Origin of the sequence: Plantactinospora sonchi (assembly GCF_036422035.1) — a bacterium.
Lineage (GTDB): Bacteria > Actinomycetota > Actinomycetes > Mycobacteriales > Micromonosporaceae > Plantactinospora > Plantactinospora sonchi.
In genome coordinates, this window is the sequence record NZ_JAZGQK010000026.1 from 1 (window position 1) to 26080 (window position 26080).

General features: G+C 72.8%; 18 protein-coding genes. 7 read left to right on the plus strand and 11 right to left on the minus strand.

Annotated features, from left to right (window positions below; genetic code table 11):
- Window positions 1-99 precede the first annotated feature (99 nt).
- Entirely contained in the window at window positions 100-1311 is a 1212-nt protein-coding gene (locus V1633_RS27115) for an extracellular catalytic domain type 1 short-chain-length polyhydroxyalkanoate depolymerase (protein WP_331215606.1), read from the minus strand.
- A gap of 614 nt (window positions 1312-1925) precedes the next feature.
- On the opposite strand from V1633_RS27115, the gene V1633_RS27120 reads away from it, so the two are divergent.
- Window positions 1926-2246: a hypothetical protein gene (locus V1633_RS27120; protein ID WP_331215605.1), complete on the plus strand. Its 321-nt coding sequence runs from the start codon at window positions 1926-1928 to the stop codon at window positions 2244-2246.
- 79 nt (window positions 2247-2325) lie between these two features.
- Here V1633_RS27120 and V1633_RS27125 read toward each other — a convergent pair whose 3' ends face one another.
- Both V1633_RS27125 and V1633_RS27130 read right to left on the minus strand, forming a co-directional pair.
- Window positions 2326-2718: an SCO5389 family protein gene (locus V1633_RS27125; RefSeq protein ID WP_331215604.1), complete on the minus strand. Its 393-nt coding sequence runs from the start codon at window positions 2716-2718 to the stop codon at window positions 2326-2328.
- 101 nt (window positions 2719-2819) lie between these two features.
- Window positions 2820-3836: an ATP-binding protein gene (locus V1633_RS27130; RefSeq protein WP_331215603.1), complete on the minus strand. Its 1017-nt coding sequence runs from the start codon at window positions 3834-3836 to the stop codon at window positions 2820-2822.
- A 118-nt stretch (window positions 3837-3954) separates the two neighbouring features.
- On the opposite strand from V1633_RS27130, the gene V1633_RS27135 reads away from it, so the two are divergent.
- Both V1633_RS27135 and lipB read left to right on the plus strand, forming a co-directional pair.
- Window positions 3955-5790, plus strand: a complete 1836-nt coding sequence (locus tag V1633_RS27135; protein ID WP_331215602.1) for a DUF2079 domain-containing protein — start codon at window positions 3955-3957, stop codon at window positions 5788-5790.
- A gap of 220 nt (window positions 5791-6010) precedes the next feature.
- Window positions 6011-6673, plus strand: a complete 663-nt coding sequence (gene lipB, locus V1633_RS27140; RefSeq protein ID WP_331215601.1) for a lipoyl(octanoyl) transferase LipB — start codon at window positions 6011-6013, stop codon at window positions 6671-6673.
- 55 nt (window positions 6674-6728) lie between these two features.
- Here the strand turns inward: lipB and aspS are convergent, their stop codons facing one another.
- A complete protein-coding gene (gene aspS, locus V1633_RS27145; protein WP_331215600.1) occupies window positions 6729-8036 on the minus strand; it encodes an aspartate--tRNA(Asn) ligase in 1308 nt (435 codons plus the stop codon).
- 440 nt (window positions 8037-8476) lie between these two features.
- Here aspS and lipA point away from each other — a divergent pair, with 440 nt between their 5' ends.
- Both lipA and V1633_RS27155 read left to right on the plus strand, forming a co-directional pair.
- Window positions 8477-9553 carry a lipoyl synthase gene (gene lipA, locus V1633_RS27150; protein WP_331215599.1) on the plus strand — a complete coding sequence of 359 codons (1077 nt, stop codon included), beginning with the start codon at window positions 8477-8479 and terminating at the stop codon, window positions 9551-9553.
- A gap of 302 nt (window positions 9554-9855) precedes the next feature.
- Window positions 9856-11370, plus strand: coding sequence for an NAD(P)/FAD-dependent oxidoreductase (locus V1633_RS27155; protein WP_331215598.1), 1515 nt, complete (start codon window positions 9856-9858; stop codon window positions 11368-11370).
- On the opposite strand, the gene V1633_RS27160 is transcribed toward V1633_RS27155, so the two are convergent.
- Both V1633_RS27160 and V1633_RS27165 read right to left on the minus strand, forming a co-directional pair.
- On the minus strand, window positions 11344-14307 hold the full coding sequence (locus V1633_RS27160) for a helix-turn-helix transcriptional regulator (protein ID WP_331215597.1): 2964 nt from the start codon (window positions 14305-14307) through the stop codon (window positions 11344-11346). The two genes, V1633_RS27155 and V1633_RS27160, sit on opposite strands and share 27 nt — an antisense overlap.
- Entirely contained in the window at window positions 14304-14480 is a 177-nt protein-coding gene (locus tag V1633_RS27165; RefSeq protein ID WP_331215596.1) for a hypothetical protein, read from the minus strand. Before V1633_RS27165 ends, V1633_RS27160 begins: the two co-directional genes overlap by 4 nt.
- 245 nt (window positions 14481-14725) lie before the next feature.
- On the opposite strand from V1633_RS27165, the gene V1633_RS27170 reads away from it, so the two are divergent.
- The gene (locus V1633_RS27170; RefSeq protein ID WP_331215595.1) at window positions 14726-15418 is read left to right on the plus strand and encodes a DUF4191 domain-containing protein; all 693 of its coding nucleotides are present in this window, start codon (window positions 14726-14728) and stop codon (window positions 15416-15418) included.
- 179 nt (window positions 15419-15597) lie between these two features.
- Here V1633_RS27170 and V1633_RS27175 read toward each other — a convergent pair whose 3' ends face one another.
- A complete protein-coding gene (locus V1633_RS27175) occupies window positions 15598-16011 on the minus strand; it encodes an RDD family protein (protein ID WP_331215902.1) in 414 nt (137 codons plus the stop codon).
- Window positions 16012-16273: 262 nt separating this feature from the next.
- Between V1633_RS27175 and glnA the strand changes: the two genes are divergently transcribed.
- Window positions 16274-17698, plus strand: coding sequence for a type I glutamate--ammonia ligase (gene glnA / locus V1633_RS27180; RefSeq protein ID WP_331215594.1), 1425 nt, complete (start codon window positions 16274-16276; stop codon window positions 17696-17698).
- Window positions 17699-17996: 298 nt separating this feature from the next.
- Here the strand turns inward: glnA and V1633_RS27185 are convergent, their stop codons facing one another.
- The 4 genes from V1633_RS27185 to V1633_RS27200 form a co-directional block, all read right to left on the minus strand.
- Window positions 17997-19556: a pyridoxal phosphate-dependent decarboxylase family protein gene (locus tag V1633_RS27185; protein WP_331217111.1), complete on the minus strand. Its 1560-nt coding sequence runs from the start codon at window positions 19554-19556 to the stop codon at window positions 17997-17999.
- A 303-nt stretch (window positions 19557-19859) separates the two neighbouring features.
- Window positions 19860-21704, minus strand: a complete 1845-nt coding sequence (locus V1633_RS27190; RefSeq protein ID WP_331217112.1) for a hypothetical protein — start codon at window positions 21702-21704, stop codon at window positions 19860-19862.
- Window positions 21697-24981 carry a bifunctional [glutamine synthetase] adenylyltransferase/[glutamine synthetase]-adenylyl-L-tyrosine phosphorylase gene (locus V1633_RS27195; RefSeq protein ID WP_331217113.1) on the minus strand — a complete coding sequence of 1095 codons (3285 nt, stop codon included), beginning with the start codon at window positions 24979-24981 and terminating at the stop codon, window positions 21697-21699. The genes V1633_RS27190 and V1633_RS27195 overlap by 8 nt, the downstream gene beginning before the upstream one ends.
- A gap of 220 nt (window positions 24982-25201) precedes the next feature.
- Window positions 25202-25987, minus strand: a complete 786-nt coding sequence (locus V1633_RS27200; protein WP_331217114.1) for a type 1 glutamine amidotransferase — start codon at window positions 25985-25987, stop codon at window positions 25202-25204.
- Between the last annotated feature and the right edge of the window lie 93 nt (window positions 25988-26080).

A 26080-nucleotide genomic window follows, 5' to 3' on the forward strand; every position in this document is an offset into this window, starting at 1 on the left:
GCGCGCCGCCCTGGACTGATCGGGAGCGGCCGGGCGCCGGGTCGCGGAACCCCCACGGAGAGCGGTCCGCGACCCGGCGCCGTGCCGTCGGACGGTCGCTCAGCAGCCGATCACCCAGTTGCCGGGGGCGGTCTGCCGGAGTTCGGTGGTGAGGAAGATGTTGTACAGGCCCATCAGCTGGCCGGAGCCCGCCGCGTAGGCGTAGCCGAGGGACTGGTACGCCCGGCCGGCCTGGACGTGTGCGTAGTTGCTCGCGGTGACACAGACCGGGTCCTCGCCCGGGTCACCCGGATCACCGGGGTCGCCGGGGTCACCCGGGTCACCTGGGGTGCCGCCGGAGTCGAGGCCGAAGAAGAGCGCGTCGCGGTACGCCGAGCAGATGGTGTCCAGGAAGTACGCCGCCGTACTGCCGCACTGGTCGGCGCCGGAGCCCGGGTCGACCGGCGTACCGTGGCCCATCCCGGCAACCCGGTACACCCGTACCTGGTCGGCGCCGTACGTCTGCAGGGTGGTGCCGCCGGGCAGGCTGGTGGTGCCGGTCGGGGTCGCTGAGACACCGAGCACATTGGTCCACTGGTCCCGGGACTCGTCCGCGTTCGCCGTCGCCACCGTGTAGTCGGCGGTGCCGTGCCAGATCGCGACCCTCGGCCGGGCCCCGGTGTAGCCCGGGTAGGCGTTGCGGACCAGGTCCCCCCACTGGGCGGGGGTACGGTTCACGCCCGGGTTCATGCAGCTGAACGCGTTGACCATGGTGGTGGCGCAGCGGTACGGGATGCCGGCCACGACGGAACCGCCGGCGAAGGTGTCCGGATAGGTGGCCAGCATCGCGGCGGCCATCGCACCGCCGCCGGAGAGTCCGCTGACGTAGACCCGGTCGGCGGCGACACCGAAGTTTCCTCGGGCGTGGTCGACCATCTGCCGGATCGACAGTGCCTCGCCCTGACCCCGGCTGGTGTCACCGGTCTCGAACCAGTTGAAGCAGGACGTGGAGTTGTTCGCCGTCTTCTGCTCCGGCACGATCAGCGCGAATCCCCACTGGTCGGCGTACTTGCGCCAGCCGGAGTTGCTGAAGTAGCCGTTGGCGTTCTGCGCGCAGCCGTGCAGCAGTACGACGGCCGGGGCGCCACTGCCCAGGCCGTCGGGGCGGTAGGCGTACATGGTGAGGTTTCCGGGGTTGGAGCCGAAGCCGGTGACCTGGGTGAGGGTGGCGGCGTGTGCGGGCGCGGCGACGGTGAGCACGGTCGCGGCGGCCAGGACGGGGACGAGGGCAGCCCGCGCGAGGCGGGCCAGGAGGGCGGGGTTGCGGCGCATGGTCGGTGCCTCCGGACGGGGTGTGGGCTTGGCTGGCCGGTCGGCCGGCAGCCCGGGCGGGCACTCCAAAGTTGCCGAGACGCTACGACCGAACGACGAACCGGCGACATGGCGCGGAGTCACACATTTGCCGGTATCGAGGTGATGTCGGGCACCATGGACCCGGCGGGCCGGCCGGCCCGCCCCCCAGGCCGCACGGGCCAGGGTGCACAGGCCGGGCCGGGACGAAGCGCACGGAGCGGGACGAGAGCGCACCAGGCCGGGTCGGGCCGAGGCGCACCAGGTCGGGGCGGGCCGCACCAGGCCGGGCCGAGGCGGGGGCGCACCGGCTGCCCCGAAAGGGCGGTATTCCGTTCGTTGGCCCACCGGCGACCGGCGGGTGTCACGAGGATGGGTTCATGTTTCGTCCCGGACGGAAGCCAGACCGGAACCGCGGCCGTGAGGACCGGATCCCCGGCCACCTTGCACGAGCAGGCGGTCGTGATGCTGCCCGCAACCGCAGTTGTGCTGTTCGGAGCCGCGGTGGTGGCCGCCGGGCGCTGGTCGCCGGCGTCGGTGGGCGTGTCCGGGGCCGTTGGGCCAGCCGCCGGACTGCCGGCGGTGTCCTGGTCGGAGTGTTGCTCGGTGCGCTGCTGACGGCGATCGTGGTCACCGATTCGGCGACCGCGTCGGGCGACCGGCCGTACGCGCGACCCGGTCCGCTGCCCATCGCCGCGCCCGCCTCGCAGGATCCCGGCACGGTGACCTTCGAGGTGCTGCCGCGTCCGACCGCACCGCCGACCGCGCCACCGACCCCCGGGCCCACTCCGACCGGCCACCTGCCGGTCACCGAGGGCGCTCCGCCGCCGGGGTGGCTGCCCCTGCTCGGTCTCGCGCTGCTGCTGACCGGCACGGTGGCCCTACTCGTCGCCCGGCGCCGGCCACGCCGGGACTGAGGCGCCGACCAGGCCGGGGTGGAGGGCCAGGGCGGGCCGGACGGGCCCCTTCCGGCGGCCGGAAGAGGCCCGTCGCCGCTCAGCAGTCGCGCAGTTCCGGCGACTGGTTGCGCAGCTGGGCCAGCGGGGAGACGAACCGCCGGTACGTCTCCCCGCCCACCGCGGCGGGCCTGAACGCGGCCACCCGGTGGCAGTTCTGGAACGCGAGCCGGACACCGAAGTGCCGTTCCAGGCCACCCCGGATGGCGTCGCTGGCCAGCGCCCTGAGCAGCTGTCCACGCTCGGCCTCGCTCGGCGGCGGCACCGCGTGGTCGGCGTAGTCGGCCGTGGTGGTGTGCACCCGGGCGGCCACGTCGGAGACCACCGTCCAGGCGTACGGGAGGGACTGCCGGACGCAGTCGACGAACTCGTCGTCGTCGACCTGACCGGCTTCGGCCCGCTCCAGCAGAGCGGTGGGTACGTCGAGGGACATGTTGACTCCTTCTGTGTGTGGGTGTGCGGGTCCGGTCCGGCCGTACCGGCGACGATCGGGACGGGCCGGTGCGGCCGTGCCCGGACCGACGCCGGTACGGGTCAGTGGACCGGGAGTTGCGGCCCGGGGACGTACTCCGGGTCGACCTGGCCGGCGAGGTCCTCGCCGACCCGTTCGTTGGCCCAGGCGACGGCGTTGCGCAGGTGGAACTCGACGGCGTGCCGGTGGTACGTCGTCCAGTCCCTGACCTGGGCGTCGACGGTCGCCCGGAGCAGTTCCAGTGCCGCCCGGTTGGCCGGCTCCAGGGTGTCCAGCGGCTCCGGGGCGCCCCGTTCCGCGCCCTTCACGTGACGCGACCGGGTCAGCCAGGTGAGCAGGTCGGCCCCGACGTGCTGGCGCAGGAAGTCGACGTCGTCGTCGTCCTCGACCTTGTTGCCGACGACGTGCACCCGGATGCCGAAGGAGCGGGCGTGGCCGACGTACTGCCGGTAGACGGCGACGCTGCGCACTGTCGGCTCGCAGACCAGGAAGGTGGCGTCGAACCGGGTGAAGAGCCCGGAGGCGAAGGAGTCGGCGCCGGCTGTCATGTCCACCACGACGTACTCGCCCGGGCCGTCGACGAGGTGGTTGAGCAGCAGTTCCACCGCGCCGACCTTGGCGTGGTAACAGGCGACACCGAGGTCCTCCGTGCCGAACGGGCCGGTCACCGCGAGTCGTACCCCGCCGACGTCACGGACCAGGCGGTCGTAGATCGGGTTGACGCCGTCGACGGTGAGCAGCCGCGAACCACGCCCGGGCGGGGTGGTCTTGACCATCGCCGCTGCCGAGGTGATCCGGGGGTTGTCGCCGCGCAGGTACTCCTTGATCTCGGCCAGATGGTCACCGAGCGCGGGCAGCCGGGCGGCCTCGGGTTCGGTCGCGCCGAGTGCGACCGCGAGGTGCTGGTTGATGTCCGCGTCGATGGCGAGCAGTGGCGGCCGCCCGGTCGCACCGACCGGACCGCCCGGATCTCGCGCGCCGGTCGCGGCGGGCGGGTCGGCCACCGCGAGGTGCCGGGTGAAGAGCGCCGCGAGGGTGGTCTTGCCGCTACCACCCTTGCCGACGAAGGAAACTTTCACGTTCGGCGTCCTTTCGTCCACCATGCGTCATTAATACAATTGGAAATCATTTCCATTGGTGCCGTCAAGCGGACCGGCTTCCTCGGCGTGTCGGCTCCAGGTTGGTAACCTCCGGCCCGTGCCGCTCTCCCCGCCCGCGCTCGCCGGGCCGACCCCGCAGCCCTCACCCGCCGCCGCTTCCGACCGACCGGGACGGCGCCGGGCGGACCTGATCGCCGTGGTGATCGCGGTCGCCGGAGCACTCTGGGTGACGAGTGGCCTCTGGCTCGACCCGAACGGACGGGCGATCACCGTCAACGCCAGCGACCAGGCACTCTTCGAGTGGCTGCTGGCGTACGGCGGCCACGCGCTCAGCCACGGCCAGAACCCGTTCTTCACCGACCTGATGAACGTGCCGGACGGGGTCAACCTCGCGGTCAACACCTCGATCACCGTGTACGCGGTGGTCTTCGCCCCGCTGACCTGGCTGGTCGGGCCGCCGGCGACCTTCCTGGTGATCCTCACCCTCAACCTCGCCGGCAGCGTCCTCGCCTGGTACTGGCTGCTCTCCCGACACCTGGTCCGGAGCACCCCGGCCGCCCTGCTCGGCGGGGTGTTCATCGGCTTCGCGCCCGGTATCGTCGCGCACGCCAACGCCCACCTGAACTGGAGTGCCGGCTGGATCGCCCCGGTGCTGGTCTGGGGAGTGCTCCGGCTGCGCCGCCCCGGCCACTGGCTGCCGGGCGGCATCCTGCTCGGGGTGCTGGTGGCGGTCGCCTTCTCCATCGCCGCCGAGGGACTCTTCTTCACCGCTCTCGCCTGCGGCGTCTTCCTCGGCACCTGGACGGCACACCGGTCCCGCCGGGCCGAGGCCCGCGCCGCGCTGCCGGACTTCCTGCGCGGCCTCGGGGTCACCGCCGTGGTGGCGTTCGCGCTGCTGGCGTACCCGTTGTGGCTGCACTTCATGGGGCCGCAGGGATTCCACGGCACCGGCTTCGACCCGGTCATCCACGCCGAGGACATCGCCGCTTACGGCGCATACCCGCAGCGGACGCTGGCCGGGGAGGCCGGCCTCGGCACGTCGCTGGCACCGAACCCGACCGAGGAGAACTCCTTCCTCGGGCTTCCGCTGCTGATCCTGACGGTGGTCTGCTTCACCGTGCTGTGGCGGCGCGCCGATCCGGCCCGCCGGGCCACCCTGCGGGCGCTCGGGGTGACCGCACTCGTCTTCACCGTGCTCTCCTGGGGCCCTCGGGTGAAGATCTTCGAGGTACGCACCGACGTGCCGCTGCCGTACGCGCTGCTCGGGCACCTGCCGGTGTTCAACGCCGCGCTGCCGTCCCGGCTCGCCCTGGTGGTGGCCCCGCTGGTCGGGCTGCTGCTGGCGCACACCGTCGACGCGCTACGGACCCGGCCACTGTCCCGGCGGGCCCGGTACGGCTGGTTCGCCGGCTTCGCGGTGGCGCTGCTGCCGCTCGTCCCGATCCCCCTGCTGACCGTGCAGCGGGAGCCGCTGCCCGAGTTCATCACCTCCGGCACCTGGCGGCAGTACGTCTCCCCCGGCGGCGTGCTCACCCCGGTACCGCTCACCATCGACCTGACCCCGGACGGACAGCGTTGGCAGGCGTACGCGTTGGCGCACCGGCAGGGCGAGTTCGCCATCCCGTCCGGGTTCTTCCTCGGGCCGGGCGGTCCGGACGGCCGCGGCCGGATCGGGCCGGTGCCGCGCCCCACCGACGCACTGCTCGCCGAGGTGGCCAAGACCGGGAACGTGCCGACCATCACCGACGCCGACCGGGCCGCCGCCCGGGCCGACCTGCGGTACTGGCGGGCCGAGGTGGTGGTGCTCGACCCGCAGATGCACGGCACGAAGTTCCGGCTGCACCCGGAGGCGGTCCTCGACGCCACCACCCAACTGCTCGGCCCACCCGAAAAGGTCTCCGACGTCTGGCTCTGGCGGGTGCCGACCACCTGACACTCCTGGCGCACGGCACGGCTGACGGGGCCACCGCGCAGGGCTGACGGAGGCACCGCGCACGGCTGACAGGCCACCGCGCACGGCTGACGGGGACGCGCACCCGACGGAGGCCACCGCGCACGGCTGACGGGGACACACCCCCTGCACCGGACGCGCGCCGCCGGTGACCCCGGCCACGTACCGGCCCGACCGGTCAGTAGCGAACTAAGCTGGGCTGGTGAGCAGCACAATTGCCGAGCTGACCAGCATCCGCCTCGGGACGGTCGACTATCTGGCCGCCTGGGACGAGCAGCGCCGGGTGCACGAGGCGGTCGTCAACGGTGAACGACCGGACACCGTCCTCCTGCTCGAACACCCGAACGTCTACACCGCGGGCAAGCGCACCGAGCCGTGGGACCGGCCGATGGACGGCACCCCGGTGATCGACGTCGACCGCGGCGGCAAGATCACCTGGCACGGTCCCGGGCAACTGGTCGGCTATCCGATCATCAAGCTCCCCGGCGCGGACACCGGGCTGCCCGTGGACGTCGTCGCGTTCGTCCGGCGTACCGAGCAGATGATGGTCGACGTCTGCCACGAGCTGGGACTGACCACCGCGCAGCGGATCGACATCAAGGGCCGCAGCGGTGTCTGGGTGCCGGCCGACGAGCGTGGCCCGGACCGCAAGGTCGCCGCCCTGGGCCTGCGGGTCTCCCGGGGCGTGACCCAGCACGGTTTCTCGATCAACTGCGACTGTGACCTCTCCGCCTACGACCGGATCGTGCCGTGCGGCATCCGGGACGCCGGCACCACCTCGCTCAGCGCCGAACTGGGCCGCCAGGTGACCGTCGCCGAGGTACTGCCCGTCGTCGAGCGACACCTACCGACCCTGCTCGCCTGACCTGTCAGGAAGGGCCCCCTCCTATCGTTTCTTGGATAGGAGGGGGCCCTTCCTTTCACGGGGTGAGGCGGTGCAGGTCGCGGGGGAAGGCGGCGACCTCGCGGACGTTGCCGGCGCCGACCAGCCGGGCCACCATCCGTTCCAGGCCTATCGCGAAACCGCCGTGCGGCGGCATGCCGTGCCGGAAGGTGTCCAGGTAGGAGGCGTACGGCGTCGGGTCCTCCCGGCGGGCGGCGAGCGCGGCCAGATAGTCGGCGTGCCGGTGCAGCCGCTGGCCGCCGGTGACCAGTTCGACACCCCGGAAGAGCAGGTCAAAACCGTTCGAGTACGCCTCGCGCGGCCCGCCGCCCGGCGCGTCCGTGGTCGCCGGGTGGGTGTAGAAGGGGCGCTTGGCCATCGGGTAGCCGGTGACGAAGAGGAAGTCGGAGCCGTGTTCGGCCTGCGCCCACTCCCCCAGCGCCCGCTCGTGCGCCGGCGCGAGGTCCGGTTCGTCGGCCGGTGCCCCGGCGATCGCCAGCGCCTCGGCGAAGTGCACCGCCGGGATCTCGGCCGGCACCTTCGGCACCGTGACCCCGAGGGTCGCGAGCGCGCCCGCGGCCCGGTCCGGCAGGCCGTCGAGCATGCCGGCCAGTACCTCGCGCAGCATCCGCATCACGTCCCGGTGGTCGGCCACGAAGCCGAACTCGACGTCGAGCGAGGTGTACTGGGCCAGGTGCCGGGTGGTGTCGTGCGGCTCGGCCCGGAACACCGGCCCGACCTCGTAGACCCGTTCCAGCACCCCGACCAGCATCTGCTTGTAGAACTGGGGTGACTGGGCCAGGTAGCCGGGCCGGCCGAAGTAGTCGATGGCGAAGACGTTCGCCCCGCTCTCCGTGGCCGAGGCCACGATCTTGGGGGTGTGCACCTCGACGAAGCCGTGCCCCTCCAGGGTGGACCGGAAGCCGGCCACCAGGGCGGCGGAGATTCGCAGCGCGGCGGAGCGGGTGGGATGGCGCAACGCCACCGCCGCGTGGTCGAGCTGGGTGGGCAGGGACGCGGTCAGCTCCGGGCGGTAGACGTCGAACGGCGGCGGTACGGCGGGCACGCCGAGCGGGCGTACCGTCGGCGCGACCAGCTCGACCCCGGCCGGCGCGGCGGGGTTGCCGACCACCTCGCCGGTGACCTCGACCACCGACTCCTCGGTCAGTTCGGCCAGCCGGGCCCGCAGGTCGGCGTCGGCGACCACCACCTGGGCCAGCCCGGCGGCGTCCCGCACGATCAGGAACGTCACGGATTTCAGTTGCCGGCGGCGGTGCACCCAGCCGGCGATGGTCACGGTCGCACCGACCCGCTCGGGCAGGGTCGTGGAGAGGACACGTGGCACGGGGACTCCTCGAATCTTCGCGACGTCCCACGAACGGCCCTCCGTGCGCGGTACGTCGACCGGACCCCGGGGGGTGTGGGCGAGCGGGAACTCGCGGTGCCACCACACCTTCGCCGTCGGACCGACGGCCTCGTTCACGGCCCGTGACGTGGGCCGTACGGCGGATTCTACTGGACGCCGTGGCGTCGTTCTTCCCGCAGCTCAGGAGGGTCTTCCCAGCCCCGGCCGGAGATCACCTCACAGCGACTGGTGACTCTCTCGACTCCGGTGTACGAGGTGGTACTCGGCTCCGTCATCGCTCTGTGCAGGAGGGTAGCCCAGCCTGTCGGAGCACCGGCAACCGATTTCCGGTGACCGCGTGAGTGGCATCACCCGGTTCGGTACGTGAGTCCGGTCGCCTCTGGTCGATCGGCCGACCCGGTACGCGTACGCTCGGATTCGTGACCATCGAGTACTCCGCGCCTCCCGCCGCCACCGCTGCCGGTCGGGGAAGCGTCGCCACCGCACCGGAGAACCGCGCCAGCTCGCCCGTCGCGCCCGAGGGGCGTCGACTGCTCCGGGTGGAGGCGCGCAACGCCGCCACGCCGATCGAGCGCAAGCCGTCGTGGATCAAGGTCAAGGCGAAGATGGGCCCGGAGTACACCGATCTGCGGGGCCTGGTCTCCCGGGAGGGGCTGCACACGGTCTGTCAGGAGGCCGGCTGCCCGAACATCTACGAGTGCTGGGAAGACCGCGAGGCGACCTTCCTGATCGGCGGCGACCAGTGCACCCGCCGGTGCGACTTCTGCCAGATCGACACCGGCAAGCCGGCCGACTTCGACGCGGACGAGCCGCGCCGGGTCGCCGAGTCGGTGGCCACGATGGGGCTGCGCTACGCCACGATCACCGGTGTCGCCCGCGACGACCTGCCTGACGGGGGCGCCTGGCTGTACGCCGAGACGGTCCGGCAGATCCACGCCCTGACCCGGCGTGACGGCGACGCCCCGACCGACGGCGGTGCGCTGGAGCAGTTGCCGAGCTGCGGGGTGGAGCTGCTGATCCCCGACTTCAACGGCAACCCGGCTCAGCTGGCCGAGGTCTTCGGGTCCCGCCCGGAGGTGCTCGCGCACAACGTCGAGACGGTGCCCCGGATCTTCAAGCGGATCCGGCCCGGCTTCCGCTACGAGCGTTCGCTGGACGTGCTGACCCAGGCCCGCAACGCCGGCCTGGTGACCAAGTCGAACCTGATCCTCGGGCTCGGCGAGGAACGTGCCGAGGTCTCGCAGGCCCTGCGCGACCTGCACGCCGCCGGCTGCGAACTCGTCACCATCACCCAGTACCTGCGCCCGACGCCCCGACACCACCCGGTCGAGCGCTGGGTCCGGCCGGAGGAGTTCGTCGAGCTGCGCGAGGAGGCCGAGCAGATCGGCTTCGCCGGGGTGATGAGCGGGCCGCTGGTCCGGTCGTCGTACCGGGCGGGGCGGCTCTACCAGCAGGCCGTCGAGGCCCGCGCGGTGCCGGCCCCGACCGCCGGGTAACCACCCGCCGACCCGGGCCCGCACACTCCACCCGGCGGGCCCGGCCTCACACACTTCATCCGGCGGATCGTTCCGCCGCGCCGACCGGTCACCACCTCGCCGCGCGACTCGTCGCCGGCCAGCCGCTCACCCAGCGCGACGCGTGATTCACCCGGCGTGTCGGATACGCCGGGCCAGCCAGCTCCGCACCCGGTGTGCCGGGCTCGGCGACGCGCCCGGTCCTACGCCTTCGACCGTGCTAGATTCCGGCCGTCTTCTGCCGGATACTTGTCGGCAACACGTCGAAGGTGATGAATAGAAGCATGACGGCGCCCCACACCATAATCATCGGAGCCGGCCCGGCGGGCCTGACCGCAGCGTACGAGCTGACCAAGCGCAACGCCACGGTCGAGGTGGTCGAGGCCGACGAGGTGGTAGGCGGGATCAGCCGCACGGTCGAGCGTGACGGTTGGCGCTTCGACATCGGCGGCCATCGCTTCTTCACGAAGGTGCCACAGGTCGAGGCGCTGTGGCACGAGATCCTGGCCGACGAGGACTTCCTGCTCCGGCCCCGGATGAGCCGGATCTACTACCGGGGCAAGCTCTACGACTATCCGCTGAAGGCGAGCAACGCGCTACGCAACCTGGGGCTGCTCGAGGCGGTCCGCTGCGTCGGTTCGTACCTCTGGGCCAAGGTCTCCCCGCCGAGGGACCAGTCCCACCTCGCCGGCTGGGTCACCGCCCGGTTCGGCCGACGGCTCTTCAACCACTTCTTCAAGACGTACAACGAGAAGCTCTGGGGGGTTCCCGCGACGGAACTCTCCGCCGACTGGGCCGCACAGCGGATCAAGAACCTCTCGCTCTCCAGCGCGGTGCTGAACGCCCTGCTGCCCAAGCGCAACCAGAAGGACATCACCAGCCTGATCGAGGAGTTCAACTACCCGAAGTACGGCCCCGGGATGATGTGGGAGCACTGCGCCGCACACGTGGAGAAGCGCGGCGGCACAGTCAGCCTGAACACCCGGGTCGGCACCGTGCACCGGACGGCGGGCCGGGCGGTCGCTGTCACCGTCGTCGGGCCGGACGGCGAACGGCGGGTCGAGGCCGACCACATCATCTCCTCGATGCCGATCTCACACCTGGTGCTGGCGATGGACCCGCCCGCCCCTGCACCGGTGGTCGCCGCCGCCGAGGGCCTCTACTACCGGGACTTCCTGACCGTCGCACTGGTGGTCCCCGAGGAGTTCAGCTTCCCGGACAACTGGATCTACATCCACGCGCCGGAGGTCAAGGTCGGCCGGATCCAGAACTTCGGCTCCTGGTCGCCGTACCTGGTGAAGAACGGTCGTACCTGTCTGGGGCTGGAGTACTTCCTCAGCATCGGCGACGAACTGTGGAACAGCCCGGACGACAAACTGGTCGCCCTCGGCACCGCCGAACTCGAACGACTCGGCCTGGTCCGGCCCGGCTCGGTCGAGACCGGGTACGTGGTCCGGATGCCCCGGGCCTACCCGTTCTACGACTTCGCCTACCGGGACAACGTCGCCACCATCCGGGACTGGCTGGCGGCCGAGGTGCCGAACGTGCACCCGGTCGGCCGCAACGGCATGCACCGCTACAACAACGCCGACCATTCCATGATGACCGCGCTGCTGTCGGTGTCGAACATCCTCGACGGCACCACGCACGACGTGTGGGAGGTCAACGTCGAGGAGGAGTACCACGAGGAGAAGACCCCCGGTGACCACGGCACCGGCCGGGCCGCTCCGGTACTGCCCCGCGCCTCCGGGCCGGCCGGCGCGACCTCCGTCTCACCCGCCGGTGAGCGACTGTCCTGACTGGTCCTCCAGCAGCCCGAGGCGGTGCGCGACCGCCGCCGCCTCGATCCGGTTCGCGACGTCCAGTTTGGCGATGATCCGCGAGACGTGCACACTCGCGGTCTTCGGGGAGATGTAGAGCAGCTGGGCGATCCGGCTGTTGCTGTGGCCCTCCGCGACCAGCCGCAGCACCTCCCGCTCGCGCGCGGTGAGCAGTTCCGGGCCGGGCACCGTCCCGGCTCCGGCCCGCAGCCCCAGCCGCCGGCCCAGCGTCGCCACCTGCTCCGCCAGCGGTACGGCGGCCAGCTCCGCCGCGATCCGGGCCGCCTCCTCCAGTGCGCCGGCGGCCTGGCCCCGGTCCCCCGCCCCGGCCGCCTCCTCGGCCAGCCCGACCAACGCCCGGGCCAACGGGTACGGCTGCCCGTCCGCCCGCCAGGCCGCCACCGCCTCCTGCCAACGGGTCAACGCGGTGCCCGCCCCGGCCGCCCCGCCCCGGGCGGCGGCCTCGGCGAAGCCGGCGACAGTGGCGGTCACCTCGGCGGCGCAGGCCAGCTCGGCGGGATAGCGGGCGGTGAGCCGGTGCGCCGCCGCGGGTATCCGCTCCCGGAGTTCCGGGTCGTCGGTGGCCCGGGCGACCCGGACGGCGGCAGCCAGGGCCGGCCAGCCGTACCGGGGATAGCTGTCGAGCGGACGGTCGAGCAGCACGTGCGCGGCGGCCACCGCCGACGGCAGGTCACCGGAGCGCAGTGCCGCCTCGACCCGCAGCTCGTACAGCGGCAACTCCAGGGCGAAGTACGGCCGACGCAGGAACGCCAGCGCCCGGTCGACCAGTTCCTCGGCGTCCGCCTGCCCCCGGGCCAGGTGCAGCCAGGCCCGCAGCTGCAGCCAGTGGTGACCGGTGATGCCGGGCAGGTCGAGTCGGGCGGCCTCGCCGCAGAGGTCGTCGGCCTCGTCCCAGCGGCCCAGCGCGATCAGCGCCTCGGCCTGGTTGGAGAGCAGGAACGCCCCGGTCGAGCGGCTGATCCCCACCCGCCGCGCCTCGACGAAACCGGTCGCCGCCGCCTCCGCCGCCTCGGCGTACCGGCCGATCTCGCAGAGCCCGTCGGAGAGGGCCACCAGGGCGGTGACCAGTGTCTGCGAGTCGCCCGTCGCCCGGGCGAGCTGTTCGGCCCGACGCAGGTCGGCCAGCGACTCCTCGGCGGAGACCCGCAGGCTGCAGGCCCAACCGGTGGCGAGGATGGCGGCGGTCACCGCGTCGTCCCGCCCCGAGGCCCTGGCCGCCGCCATCGCCTCCTCGGCGATCCGGGCCGCCTCGTTCCGGTCCACCTTGGCCACCTGGAAGGCGATGTCGGCGAGCAGCCGGGCCTGGCCCGGATCGTCGGACACCTCCGCCGCCAGGACGTACGCCTGCCGCAGGTCGTCGACGCCGTCCGCCTTGCCGAGGGTGCGCAACAGCCGACCCCGGAGCAGCAGTACCCGGGCGGCCCGCATCGGTTCCGCCGTCTGGTCCAGTTCGGCGAGGGTGGCCCGGGTCAGGGTCAGCGCCCGGCTGTAGTCACCGGCGGTCGAGGTCGCCGCCAGAGTCGCCTCCAGCACGGTGACGTGGTCCATACCCAACCGTCGGGCGGCGTCCGGGACCTGCTCCCAGAGTTCGAGCACCCGCTCGAGCAGCCGCCCCTGCTCCGCGTACGCGTACCGGGAGCCGGCTGCCTCGGCGGCGGCCCAGGTGGCGGTCAACGCCCGGGGGAAGTCGTGTGCCGCGTACCAGTGGTGGGCCAGCTCGGCCGGGGCCCGACCGTCGGCGACCAGCTGCGGCTGCGCCTCGATGGCGGCCGCGTACCGGGCGTGCAGCCGGGCGTGCTCACCGGGCAGCAGGTCCTCGTGCACGGCCTCCCGGACGAGTGCGTGCCGGAACTCGTAGCCGCCGTCCGGGTCGGCGACGACAAGCTGCGCGGCGACCGCGGCCCGCAGCGCCGCCTCCAGTTCCACCTCGGGCACTCCGGCGACCTCGGCGAGCAGCGTGTGGGCGATCCGGGTGCCGCCGGCACCGGCGATCCGCAGCACCCGCTGGGCCGGCTCGGGCAGCCGGTCCACCCGGGCGAGCAACAGGTCGCGCAGGGTGTCCGGCAGGTCGGCGCAGCCGTGCGGGTCGCCGGCGGCGGCGAGTTCCTCGATGAAGAATGGGTTGCCCTGGGTCCGGTCGTGGATGGTGTCGACGGCCCGGACGGTGGGTTCGGCACCGAGCAGGTCGGCCAGGATCTGGCCGGTACCCTCCCGGTCCAGCCGGTTCAGTTCGAACCGTTCGACGCCCCGGGCCCGGTCGAGTTCGGCGAGGAACGGCCGCAGCGGGTGCCCCCGGTGCAGCTCGTCGGAGCGGTAGGTGCAGATCAGCAGCACCTGGGCCGGTCGCACCACCCGGGACAGGAAGGCGATCAGGTCCCGCGTGGACCGGTCGGCCCAGTGCAGGTCCTCGATCACCAGGACCAGCGGCCGCTCGGCGGCGAGCCGGGTGAAGAGCCCGGCGACCAACTCGAACAGGTAGCCCCGGTGCGAGTCCAGCGCCAGGCCCGGGCCGGCCTGGCCCGGCCGGTCACCGTCGACCGGCCCGGTCGTGGCCAGTCGCCCCAGCTCCGGAAGGAGTCGGGCGAACTCCCGCTCGTAGCCGTCGAACGCGGCCGGCCCGTCGTCACGCAGCACCTGCCGCAGCGCGGCGGCGAACGGCGCGAAGGGCAGCCCCTCCTCGCCGAGTTCCAGGCACTGGCCGAGCAGGAGACTGCTCCCCTCGGCGACCGCGTGCCGGCCGAACTCCTCGATCAGCCGGGTCTTGCCGACCCCGGCCTCCCCGCCGACCAGCACGGCCGCCGGCTCGTCGGCCCGGACCCGCTTGAGGGCGTCCCGCAGCAGGGCGAGTTCGGGCTGACGGCCGACGAGGACGGTGCTGGCGGCGCGGAGGGTCACGAGGTCGAGCATGCCACGGCGTTGCGACGCCGCCCCGCCCGGAAGCCGACCCGGTCCGGCCATCGCGGACGACGCACGGACCGGGCCAACCGGTCGGCGGCGACATCGGCCCGCAGGTCCCTGGCGTGGTCGTGGTGCAGGGTGAGGAGGAAGTGGGGGTCGGTGCTGAACATCGTGGTCTCCGTTCCGGTGGTTGCCGCTTCCTGATGACTTCGACTCTCCGGTGGAAGGTGGGGTCGGCACATTGGCGTACCGCCCCATCTCGGAGCGCCGGGCCGCCTTAGTCCGGCGTCTGCGGCGGCGTCGTCGGCCGTAAGGTCCTTACGGCGCCCTGGTGGGGCCGGTCCGGCCGGCCGACCCGAGCGGACCCGGCGGCCGGGGGCCAGCCGCCGTGGACCGGGCCACTAGACTCCTTCGCATGGCAAAGGCGCAGGAGAAGGTGTCGTTCGGCCAGCGGCTGAAGCAGATCGGGATGGTGTTCTCGTTCACCGCCAAACGCGACAAGTGGTTCGTGCCGCTCGCCGCCGTCGCGGTGCTCGTCCCGATCGCGCTCACCGTGGTCGCGGTACTGCAGTGGGGTTGGCTGTGGTTGCCGATCGGCATCCTGCTCGCCCTGCTCGCCCTGCTGATCGTGCTGAACCTGCGCTCCAACTCGGCGATGATGAACGCCGCCGAGGGGCAGCCGGGCGCGGCGGCGTCGATCCTGGAGAACATGCGCGGCGGCTGGCGGGTGACGCCCGCCATCAGCTCGACCACCCAGATGGACATGGTGCACCTGGTCATCGGACGTCCCGGCGTGATCCTGCTGGCCGAGGGGAACCCGCAGCGCACCCGCACCATGCTGGGCCAGGAGAAGCGCCGGCTGGCCAAGGTGATCGGGAACGCCCCGCTCTTCGACTACGTCGTCGGCCAGGGCGAGAACGAGCTGTCGATCCGCAAGATGCGGATGACGCTGATGCGGTTGCCCCGCAACCTCAGCCCGAAGGACGTGAACGCACTCGATCGGCGCCTCAAGGCGCTCTCCGCCGCCCGGCCGCAGCTGCCGAAGGGTGCGATCCCCAAGAACATGCGTCCGCCGAAGGGTGCCTTCCGGCAGATGCGGGGCCGGTAGCCGGATCCGGGGCCGCCGGATCCGGGCCTACCGGGACCCGGCGGTCAGGTTCTGCCGCACCGGCGCGTCCGGAACAGGCGGCGAGCAGGTGCCGTTCGGTCGCCCCCACCGCGAGGTGGGGGCTCCGGTGACCGTGGTCTTTCCCGTACGACGTGGGCCGTCGCCCGGTGCAACCGGGTTCAGCGCGCCGGCCTCGCCGTGGGTACCGCCACCACGACCGAACCCACCAGCCGGTCGTGCAGGCCACGACGGCGCTCGTCCATCAGCAGCGGCGGCACCACCAGACAGAGCAGGATCCCCCGGAGCAGGGCACGGGGCACACCGATCCGCCCGCCGTCGTCGTACGCGACACACCGCAGCCGGGACACCCACATCCCCGGGGTCTGCGCGAAGAGGCCGAGGAATACGGCGTACTCGAGGATCAGGACCAGGACCGGTGGCCAGCCGTCGGTGACCGGGTCGGCGAAGAACGAGGCGATCATCGCGCAGAGCGCCCAGTCGACGAGCAGCGCGCCGAACCGACGGGCCAGGCTCGGCGGGAGGAAGTTCCGGTCGGCCGCCGGGGCGACCGGGGCAGTTGGATCGTCGGTCATCGCCACGGGAAACCAGGGTATCCGCACCCGGTGGGGCGGCCGAGGGCAGTGCCACCGACCGCCGAAAGCGCCACAAGACGCGGTGAAGCTGACCAATCGTCCCTTATCAGGTAGCATTTCCCACAGAACCGGGCAGACACCAGGTATGATCACGCTCCGCAGATGACGTAACACGGCGGAAACAACAGAGACATGCTCGGGCAACCGCATGGCCATAGCGTCGCCAGCAGCCTAGCCACCAGTGGACGTGCCAGGAGGACGTGTGTTCGCCAATCCCGAGGAACTCCTGCGATACCTCAAGAATGAGGACGTGAAGTTCGTCGACGTACGTTTTTGTGACCTGCCCGGCGTGATGCAGCACTTCAACCTGCCGGTCGAGTCCTTCGACGAGTCGGTCTTCACCGATGGTCTGGCCTTCGACGGATCGTCGATCCGCGGGTTCCAGGCGATCCACGAGTCGGACATGCTGCTGCTGCCCGACGTCGCGACGGCCTTCGTCGACCCGTTCCGCGCCGAGAAGACGGTCGCGCTGAACTTCTTCATCCACGACCCGTTCACCCGCGAGGCCTACTCCCGGGACCCGCGCAACGTGGCGAAGAAGGCCGAGGCCTACCTGGCGGCCAGCGGCATCGCCGACACGGCGTACTTCGGCGCGGAGGCGGAGTTCTACATCTTCGACTCCATCCGGCACGAGACCTCGGCGCACCAGGCCTTCTACTACATCGACTCGATCGAGGGCGCCTGGAACACCGGCCGCGAGGAAGAGGGCGGCAACCGGGGCTACAAGACGGCGTACAAGGGTGGCTACTTCCCGGTGCCGCCGGTCGACCACTACGCCGACCTGCGTGACCGGATCGTCCGCAAGCTGATCGACACCGGCTTCACCGTGGAACGTTCGCACCACGAGGTGGGCACCGCCGGCCAGGCTGAGATCAACTACAAGTTCTCCACCCTGCTGCACGCCGGCGACCAGCTGCAGCTCTTCAAGTACATCGTCAAGAACACCGCCTGGTCGGCCGGCAAGACCGCGACCTTCATGCCGAAGCCGCTCTTCGGCGACAACGGCTCCGGTATGCACACCCACCAGAGCCTCTGGCTGAACGGCGAGCCGCTGTTCTACGACGAGACCGGCTACGCCGGCCTGTCCGACACCGCCCGCTGGTACATCGGCGGCCTGCTGCACCACGCCCCGTCGCTGCTGGCCTTCACCAACCCGACGGTCAACTCGTACCGCCGGCTGGTGCCGGGCTTCGAGGCGCCGGTCAACCTGGTCTACTCGCAGCGGAACCGGTCGGCCTGCACCCGTATCCCGGTGACCGGCAGCAACGCCAAGGCGAAGCGGGTCGAGTTCCGGGTGCCGGACCCGTCGGCCAACGTCTACCTCGCCTTCTCGGCGATGATGATGGCCGGCCTCGACGGCATCAAGAGCAAGATCGAGCCGCCGGAGCCGATCGACAAGGACCTCTACGACCTCCCGCCGGAGGAGTGGGGCTCGGTCAAGCAGGTCCCCGGCTCGCTGCCGGCGGTGCTCGACTCGCTGGAGGCCGACCACGACTTCCTGCTCGAGGGTGGCGTCTTCACCCCCGACCTGATCTCCACCTGGGTCGACTGGAAGCGCACCAACGAGGTGGACCCGGTCCGGCTGCGGCCGACCCCACACGAGTTCGCGATGTACTTCGACTGCTGACCCCGGTCACGACCACCGGCGAGGGCCGGTCCGCCACGGCGGGCCGGCCCTCGCCGTCTGTGCTGTCCACCAGCCCCGCCGGGTACCGGGCCGGACGCGGCGACGAGATCGTCGGCACGTACCTCGAACTGGTCGACCCGGGACAGCGCGCCGTGCCTCCTCCGGCCCCTGCCCGACGTGCGGGCACCACCCGACGCCAGGCTCACCGACCTGAAGCGCCATCCGACGCCGGGCTCACCGACCTGAAGCGCCATCCGACGCCGGGCTCACCGACCTGAGGCGTCATCCGACGCCGGGCTCACCGGGCTGAGGCACCGGCCGACGGCGGGGCTGGCGCGAGCCGGGCGACGAGTTCGCGTACCACGTCGACCAGCAGATCGATGTCGGCCTCGGTGGTCCGCCAGTTCACGATCGCCGGGCGGAGCGCCACCCGGCCGTCGTAGACGGTGGTGCCGACGTACACCCGGCCGTCGTCGAGCAGGGCCGCGCCGAGCCGCCGGTTGAGTTCGTCGAGTTCGTCGGCGGGAACGTGCCGGGGAGCGGCCCGGAAACAGACGATGCAGAGCGGTACCTCGGCCAGCCGTTCCAGGTCGGGCGCCTCGTCCACCAGGCGGGCGAGCCGCTGGGCGAGGTCGAGTTGCCGCTCCACCATCAACCGGTGGCCGTCCCGCCCGTACGCGGCCAGGGTGGCCCAGATCGGCATCGCCCGGGCCCGGCGGGACGACTCCGGCCCGTACAGGGCGTAGTCCACCGGCCCGTCCGGCAGTGGCGGTTGGACGGAGCGGGCCGAGCCCGGGCGGGCGGCACCCGGACCCGAGCCGAGTGGACTGCCCGGCCCGGGCAGGTACGCCGTACCGGGCATGCCGAACGTCGCCGGCAGCCGGGTCGGTTCACGGAGGAAGGCGAAGCCGCTCTCGTACGGAACGTTGAGCCACTTGTGGGCGTCACCGGCGATTGAGTCGGCCCGGTCGATCCCCTCGACCAGCCCGGCGGTACGCGGCGACACGGCGGCGAAGAGCCCGAACGCCCCGTCCACGTGCAGCCAGGCGCCGTACCGCTCGGCGAGATCGGCGAGGACCGCGATCCGGTCGAAGTCACCGGCGTTGACCTCGCCGGCGTTGCCGATCAGGACGGCCGGGCCGGACAGCTCCGCCAGCCGGCGCTCGATCGCCGGCAGGTCCGCCCGGCCGACCCGGTCGGCGGCGTACACCTCGACGGTGTCCCGGCCGTGGCCGAGCATCTGGAGTGCCTTGCGGGCGCTGGCGTGGACGTACCCGCCGGACAGGACGGGCATCCGGGGCAGCGCGGCCAGGCCGTCGGCGGCGACGTCCACGTCGTGCTGCTCCGCCCACCAGTGGGTCGCCACGGCCAGGGAGGTGAAGTTCGCGAAGGTGGCGCTCGGGACCAGGGTGGCGCCGTACACCTCGGGCAGCCCGAACAGCTGCCGCAGCCAGCGCAGCGCGATCCGTTCCAGTTCGGCGGCGAGCGGGGAGGAGGCCCGGAAGGCGGCGTTCTGGTCCAGCAGCGCCGCGGTCCAGTCGGCGGCAAGGGCGGCCGGGGTGACCCCGCCGATCACGAAGTGGAAGAACCGGGGTCCGGCGGAGTGGGTGGCGGCGGCGGTGCCGATCCGCAGCAGGCGCTCCGTGACCGCGTCGGCCCCGTCGCCGTGTTCCGGCAACCCGCCGTCACTCGGCCGCGGCGACACGCCAGGGCCGCCGGACAGCTCGGCGAGCAGTGCCGCGGTGTCCGGGTCGTACACCGGTCGGTCGGCGAGCGAGTCGAGGTACGGCCGCGCCGCCTCGTACACCCGCCGCAGCGCGGCGTCTGCCATGTCCCGGTCCCACAGCGGATCCGTCACCGTACGCCTCCCCGGTCCGGTCGGAGATCGGTCCCGTCCGGGACCACGACCACCTAACCACCGACTTCCGGCGCTGGCAGTGACCAATCCGACGCCACTGGCTGCTGGACACGCCACAACGCGACAACCTCGACCAAGCCCCCGAACACGTCACAGGATCCCTCGTAGCCCTGGCGTGGAAAGGCCTGATGGCTCGTCCGCTGTCGGAGTTACTCACGACCGATCACCGCCTGCGGCAATCCGTACCCGGCACCGGGTCCGTCCGGATCGCGACCCGCCGGCGGGGGCGGACGGCGTACCGGGTCAGGCCGGGCAGCGCGGGCCGGCACCGGTCAGGTCACCGGTGATCCGGTAACGGCCCGGTTCGGCCACCCGGAGCAGGGTCCAGTCGTCGTACGGCAGCAGGCACGCCTGCGGGCCGGTCACCCGCAGCCAGCGGGACCAGCGGAGCCGCACCAGGATCTCCCCGGCCGCCGGTACGTCCACGACCAGCTCCGCCGAGGTGGCCCGGACGAGGTCGACCCGGCCCCCGGCGGCCGGCGCCGCACCGGGAGCGTCCACCGCGTCCGGCGGGTCACCACCGCCGTACGACGTCGTGACCGCGTCCACGATGGAGGGCGCGCCCGAGACGGCGTACAGGGTCCAGTCGGGGTGCTGCCAGACCGGTGTCAGGTACGGCAGGCCGGCCCGGATCAGCTCCGCCTCCCGGCGACCGACCCAGGACGGTTTCGCGTCCGACAGGGCGACGTACGCCACGCCGTTGTCCCGCAGCCAGCGCTCGTACGACGCTCCGTCGACACTGCCGTCGAGGAAGAGCCGGTTGTGCGCCTGGTCGACCTGTCGCAGCCAGCCCCGGGCCAGCGGCGCGCCCGCCGGGACGTACGCCGCCTCCCAGTAGTTGGCGGTGGCCACCACCTCGACCCGACCCGGCGGTCGGCGGGTCAACTCGGCCAGCAGGGGCTGGAAGTAGCTCCGCGACGCGGTCCGGTCGCCCGCCGCCCGCAGGTCGCCGACCAGCACCGGCGGCTCCACCACGGCAACCAGCGCCACCACGCCGGCCAACGCGACAGCGGCACGCCGAGATGCCCGCCGCGACCCGCTGTCCCCCGGCCACCGGTCCGCCCAACCCGACCCGCTGTCTCCCGGCGACCGGTCCGGGCGGCTCGCGCCCGTCCCACCCGCTGGCTCGGCTCCGCCGGCCGGGCCAGCTGAGCCGCCACGCACACCCGGCAGCCATCCTAGGATCCTGGTTGGCATGACGCCGTAGCCGACCAGCAGCGGTACGGCGAACATCGCCGCGAGCCGGGTGGCGTTCAGCCCGACCGGCGTACGGAGCGCGAACGCCGCCAGCACACCCAGGGTGGCCAGTACGGCGCCCACCCGGACCACCCGGTTCGGCACCAGCAGTGCGACGACCGTACCGGCCACCGCGGCGGTCACCGTGTCGGAGAGGCTGATGTTCATCCAGCCGCCGCTGCCGAAGACCAACCCGAGCCCGGCCACCGGCACGGCGGCGGCCAGGGCCAGCACGGCGCCGTCGACAAGGTGTGAACAGGGGGCCCTTCCTCTACCGAAAGCGATAACAGGTGGCCCTTCCTTGCACGCCAGGGCGACGCCGGCGAGGCCGACGAAGAGGCCGGCGACCGGGCTGGCGGCACCGGCGAGCAGCGCGGCGACCCCGGCGGCGACCCGCCGGACCGCGGGCCGGGTCGGTGCGGTCAGGGCCAGCAGGGCGAGCAGACCGAACGCGACGCCGACGGCGTAGGTGATCCGTCCGGAGACGAGGTTGCCGGCGACACAGGCCGCGCCGAGCAGCCCGCCGAGCAGTGGCCGGCGGGCACCGGTACGCACCAGCAGCAGCGCCAGTGCCGCCGCCGAGACGAGCAGCGCGAGAGCGCCCACCAGCCGGGGACCGAGCAGGTCACCGCCGAGCCAGCTCATCAGGGGTGGGGTGAGCAGGCTGTAGCCGTACGGCGAGATGCCGGCGTACCAGCCGAGGTCGAGCGGGACGAACCCGTGGCGGGTGAAGAAGTCGGCTCGGGCGACCTGCGCGGACAGGTCGGTGCCGAGCGGCGGGGCGAGCAGGAACCCCACGGCGAGCAGGACGGCCAGGCCGACCGTGCCGAGCAGGGTGCGCCGGTCACGCATCGAGCACACGTTCCGCCGCCGCCCGGCACCGCCGCGCCGTCCGCAGGTAGTGGTCGAGGAACTCGCCCGGATCGTCGCCGCCGATCAGGCGCACCACACCGGCCAGCTCCACGCCGTGCCGGGGCAGCTGGTCACCGGCCCGCCCCCGGACCAGCATCAGCGCGTTGCGGACCTGGGCGGCCAGCGTCCAGCCTGCGGCCAGCGCGGCGGCGTCGGCCGCCTCGACCAGCCCGGCCTCCCGGGCGGCGGCCAGCGCGTCGAGGGTACGGGTGCGGCGCAGTTCCGGGATCGCGCCGGCGTGCCGGAGCTGGAGCAGTTGCACGGCCCACTCCACGTCGGCCAGGCCACCCCGACCGAGCTTGGTGTTCGTGGCCGGGTCGGCACCCCGGGGCAGCCGTTCGGTCTCCACCCGGGCCTTGATTCGGCGGATCTCCACCACCTGTTCCCGGGTCAGTCCCCGCTCCGGGTAGCGGACCGGATCGGCGACGGCCTCGAACTCGGCGCCCAGGTCGGCGTCGCCACAGACGTACCGGGCCCGGAGCAGGGCCTGCGCCTCCCACACCTTCGACCAGCGGGCGTAGTACTGCGCGTACGCGCCCAGGCTGCGTACCAGCGGTCCCTGCCGCCCCTCGGGGCGCAGGTCGGCGTCGACCCCGAGCGGCGGGTCGGGAGCCGGCATGCCCAGCAGCCGGCGTACCTCCTCGGCGATCAACCGGGCGGCGCCGCTCGCCTCGTCCTCGGCCACCCCGGGTGGCGGGTCGTAGACGAAGAGCACGTCGGCGTCGGAGAGGTAGTTCATCTCGTAGCCGCCGAGCCGGCCCATGCCGATGATCGCGAACCGGAGCCCGGGCATCCCGGGCTGGGTCGCCCGGGCGGCCCGCAGCGCGGCGCCGAGGGTGGCGTCGGTGACCGCGGACAACCCCGCCCCGACAACCAGTGGCGGCGAAAGGAAGGGCCCCTTCTTGTCGCTTTCGGTTGTAGAAGGGCCCCTTCCCAACGTCGGGGGTGTCGGGGTCAGCGAGCCGGCCTGGTGCAGGACGTCGGCGCAGGCGATCCGGATCAGTTCCCGGCCGCGCAGCGCTCGCACGGCCCGGATCGCCTCCTTCGGGTCGGCCGGCCGTGGTCCCGGGCCGCCGAGGTGCCGGTCGGCGGCGGCGCCGAAGCCGTCCCGCAGCACCTCGGCGTCCCGGGGCGTCAGTTCGGTGTCCTCGGCGAGCAGCCGCAGCGCCTCCGGGTCCCGGGCCAGCAGATCGGCGACGTACCGGGAGACGGCCAGGGTACGGGCCAGTCGCCGGGCCACCGGTCCCTCGTCGCGCAGCAGCCGCAGGTACCAGGGGGTGCTGCCGAGCTTGTCCGAGACCTGCCGGTAGTTGAGCAGGCCCCGGTCCGGTTCCGGGGCGTCGGCGAACTCCTGCAGCAGCACGGGGAGCAGGGTGCGTTGGATCGCCGCCGTCCGGGTCACCCCGCCGGTGAGGGCCTGGATGTGCCGCAGCGCCCCGGCCGGGTCGGCGAAGCCGAGGATCTCCAGCCGCTTCCGGGCCGCCTCCGGGGTCAGCCGCAGGCCGTCCGCCGGTACCCGGGCGACCGACTCCAACAGCGGCCGGTAGAGCAGCTTGGCGTGCAGTCGACGTACCTCGGTGGCGTGCCCGACCCAGTCGGCGCGGAACGCCTCGACGGCGTCCCTGCCGGGCAGCGCGGTGTAGCCGAGCGCGTGCGCCAGCCAGCGCAGCGCCGGCCGCTCCGCCGGCACGGTGTGGGTACGACGCAGGTGCTGCAGTTGGAGCCGGTGCTCGACGGCGCGCAGGAAGCGGTAGCCGCGCAGCAGCGCCTCGCCGTCGGCCCGGCCCACGTAACCGCCGGCGACCAGCGCGCGCAGCGCCGGCAGGGTGCCCCGGCCCCGCAGCGACTCGTCGACCCTTCCGTGCACGAGTTGGAGCAGTTGGACGGCGAACTCGATGTCCCGCAGCCCGCCCGAACCGCGCTTGATCTCGCGCTCCAGCTCCTTGGCCGGAATGTTGTCGATGATCTTCCGGCGCATCGCCCGGACGTCCTCGACCGCCTCCGGCCGTTCCGCGGCCCGCCAGACCAGCGGGGCGAGCGCCTCGATCCACTCCCTGGCCAGCGCGGTGTCCCCGGCCGCCGGCCGGGCCTTGAGCAGCGCCTGGAACTCCCAGGTCCGGGCCCAGCGCCGGTAGTAGGCGAGGTGGCTGGCGAGGGTACGCACCAACGGCCCGCGGCTGCCCTCGGGGCGGAGCGCGGCGTCGACCGGCCAGGCGACCAGCCCGCAGATGTTGATCAGCCTGCTGGCGACCTGGGTCGCGGCGGGCAGGTCCTCGTCGCTCGCGGCCACGAAGATCACGTCGACGTCCGAGACGTAGTTCAGCTCTCCACCGCCGCACTTGCCCATCGCCACCACCGCGAGCCGGGGCGGCGGGGTGCCGGCAGGCAGTTCACCGACGGCGATGTCGTAGGCGGCGGTCAGGGTGGCGTCGGCCAGCGCGGAGAGCGACACCATGGTCTGTTCCAGGCCGCGCCCGCCGGTCAGGTCGGCCGCCGCGATCCGCAGCAGGGCCAGCCGGTACGCGTGCCGCAGCACCGCCACCGGCGGCAACCCGTCCGGTACGCCCGGCAGCCCCTCCGGTACGCCCGGCAGCCCCTCCGGTACGCCCGGCAGCAGCCCGGTCCCGTCGGTCGCCTGCTCCTCGGCAGGCACCTGCTCCTCGGCAGGCGCCCGCTCCTCGACGTCGACCCGGGCATTGCCGGCGGCAGCCGCCTTGCCCTCGGCGTCACGCGCCGCGACACCGGCGGACGGAGCTCCTCCAGACCTCGGGTGCAGGTCCCCTTCAGCCCGGGGCGGCAGCCCGTCCGCTCCGGTGCACAACACCCGCCACTGCTCCGGGTTGGCCGCCAGGTGATCACCCAGCGCCGAGGAGGCGCCGAGTACGGCGAACAGCCGACGGCGCAGCCCCGGGTCGTCGCAGAGCGTGGCGAGCAGCGCGGAGCCGTCGGTGCGGGCGGCGGGTGCGGGCGGTGCCGAGCGCTGTTCCGCCTCCACGATCCGGTGCAGTTGGCGCAGCGCCAGGTCGGGGTCGGCGGCCCGGGACAGCGCGGTGAGCAGTTCGGCGGCCCGGTCGTCGGCCGGCTCCTGCCCGCCGACGTCCCAGAGTCCGAGCCCGTCCGGCCCGAGCAGGTCGGCGGCCCGGGCCGGGCCGCCCTCGTCGGCCAACCCGAAGCCGTACCGGGCGAGTCGGCCGGAGGCACTACTCGGTCTGCTCACGCCGTCTCCTCGTCACGCCGGTCGTTGCCACGACCGTGGTCGGCACACCCGTCGTTGCCACCATCGTGGTCGGCACAGCCCTCGTCGGCACGACCGGCGCCGGCGCCCCGTCGTCGGCAGGACCGGCACCGGCATGCCCCTCGTCGGCACGATCACCGTCGGCACGACCCGGACCGCCGGGTCGACCGACGACCCCACCCGGCCCGGTCATGCCGCCGTCCTACTGTCCGAGCAGCGGCAGCGTGCGCCGGGGTTCCGCGCCGGCGAGCCGGCCCTGGGCCAACATCGCGAACCGGGCGGCGAAGGGCTGCCACACCTCCTCGATGTCGCTGAGCACCTCCGCACAGGCGGCCACCACCAGTTCGGGGTCGTAGTCCAGCTCGGCGAGAACCGCCGAGTCGGCCGCCCAGGCGGCGACCATGTCGACGTCGCACTCGATGTGGAACTGCAGGCCCCAGGCCCGCTCGCCGAGCCGGAACGCCTGGTGGGGGTAGCGGGTCGAGGTGGCCAGCAGGGTCGCCCCCTGCGGCAGTTCGGTGATCTCGTCGGCGTGCCACTGCAGGACGTCGGGAATCATCGGAACGTACCGGAAGATCGGGTCGGTGTCGGCGGCGTCCCGCTTGCCGACCACACTCGGACCGACCTCCGGGCCGGACGGACTCCGCTCGACGGTGCCGGCGTGCGCGGTGGCCAGCAACTGCGCGCCGAGACAGACCGCCAGGGTCGGCACCTGGTGGCGGACCGCCTTGCGCAGCAGCCCTTCGAGCTTCGGGAACCAGGGTGCCCCGGGGGTGCCGTCGGGGGCCGGAAAGGCCGACTGCGCGCCGCCGAGCACCACCAGTGCGGCGTACCCGGTCAGGTCGTCGGGGAGGTCGTCCCCGGCGTACGGCCGGAGCACCCGGAGTACGAGACCCGCCTCGGTGAGCCACTCCCCCAGCCGGCGGGCGTCGTCGGTCGGGTCGTTCTCGATCACCAGGGCGGTCGCGGTATCGGCGGTGGTTGTCACGACGTCGAGGCTAGTCGGTGGCTGTGGGAGCCACCGATAGGCTCAGGCCGGACGGCCGGCGGATCATGGCGGGTCGGTGACGGGACGAGGAGA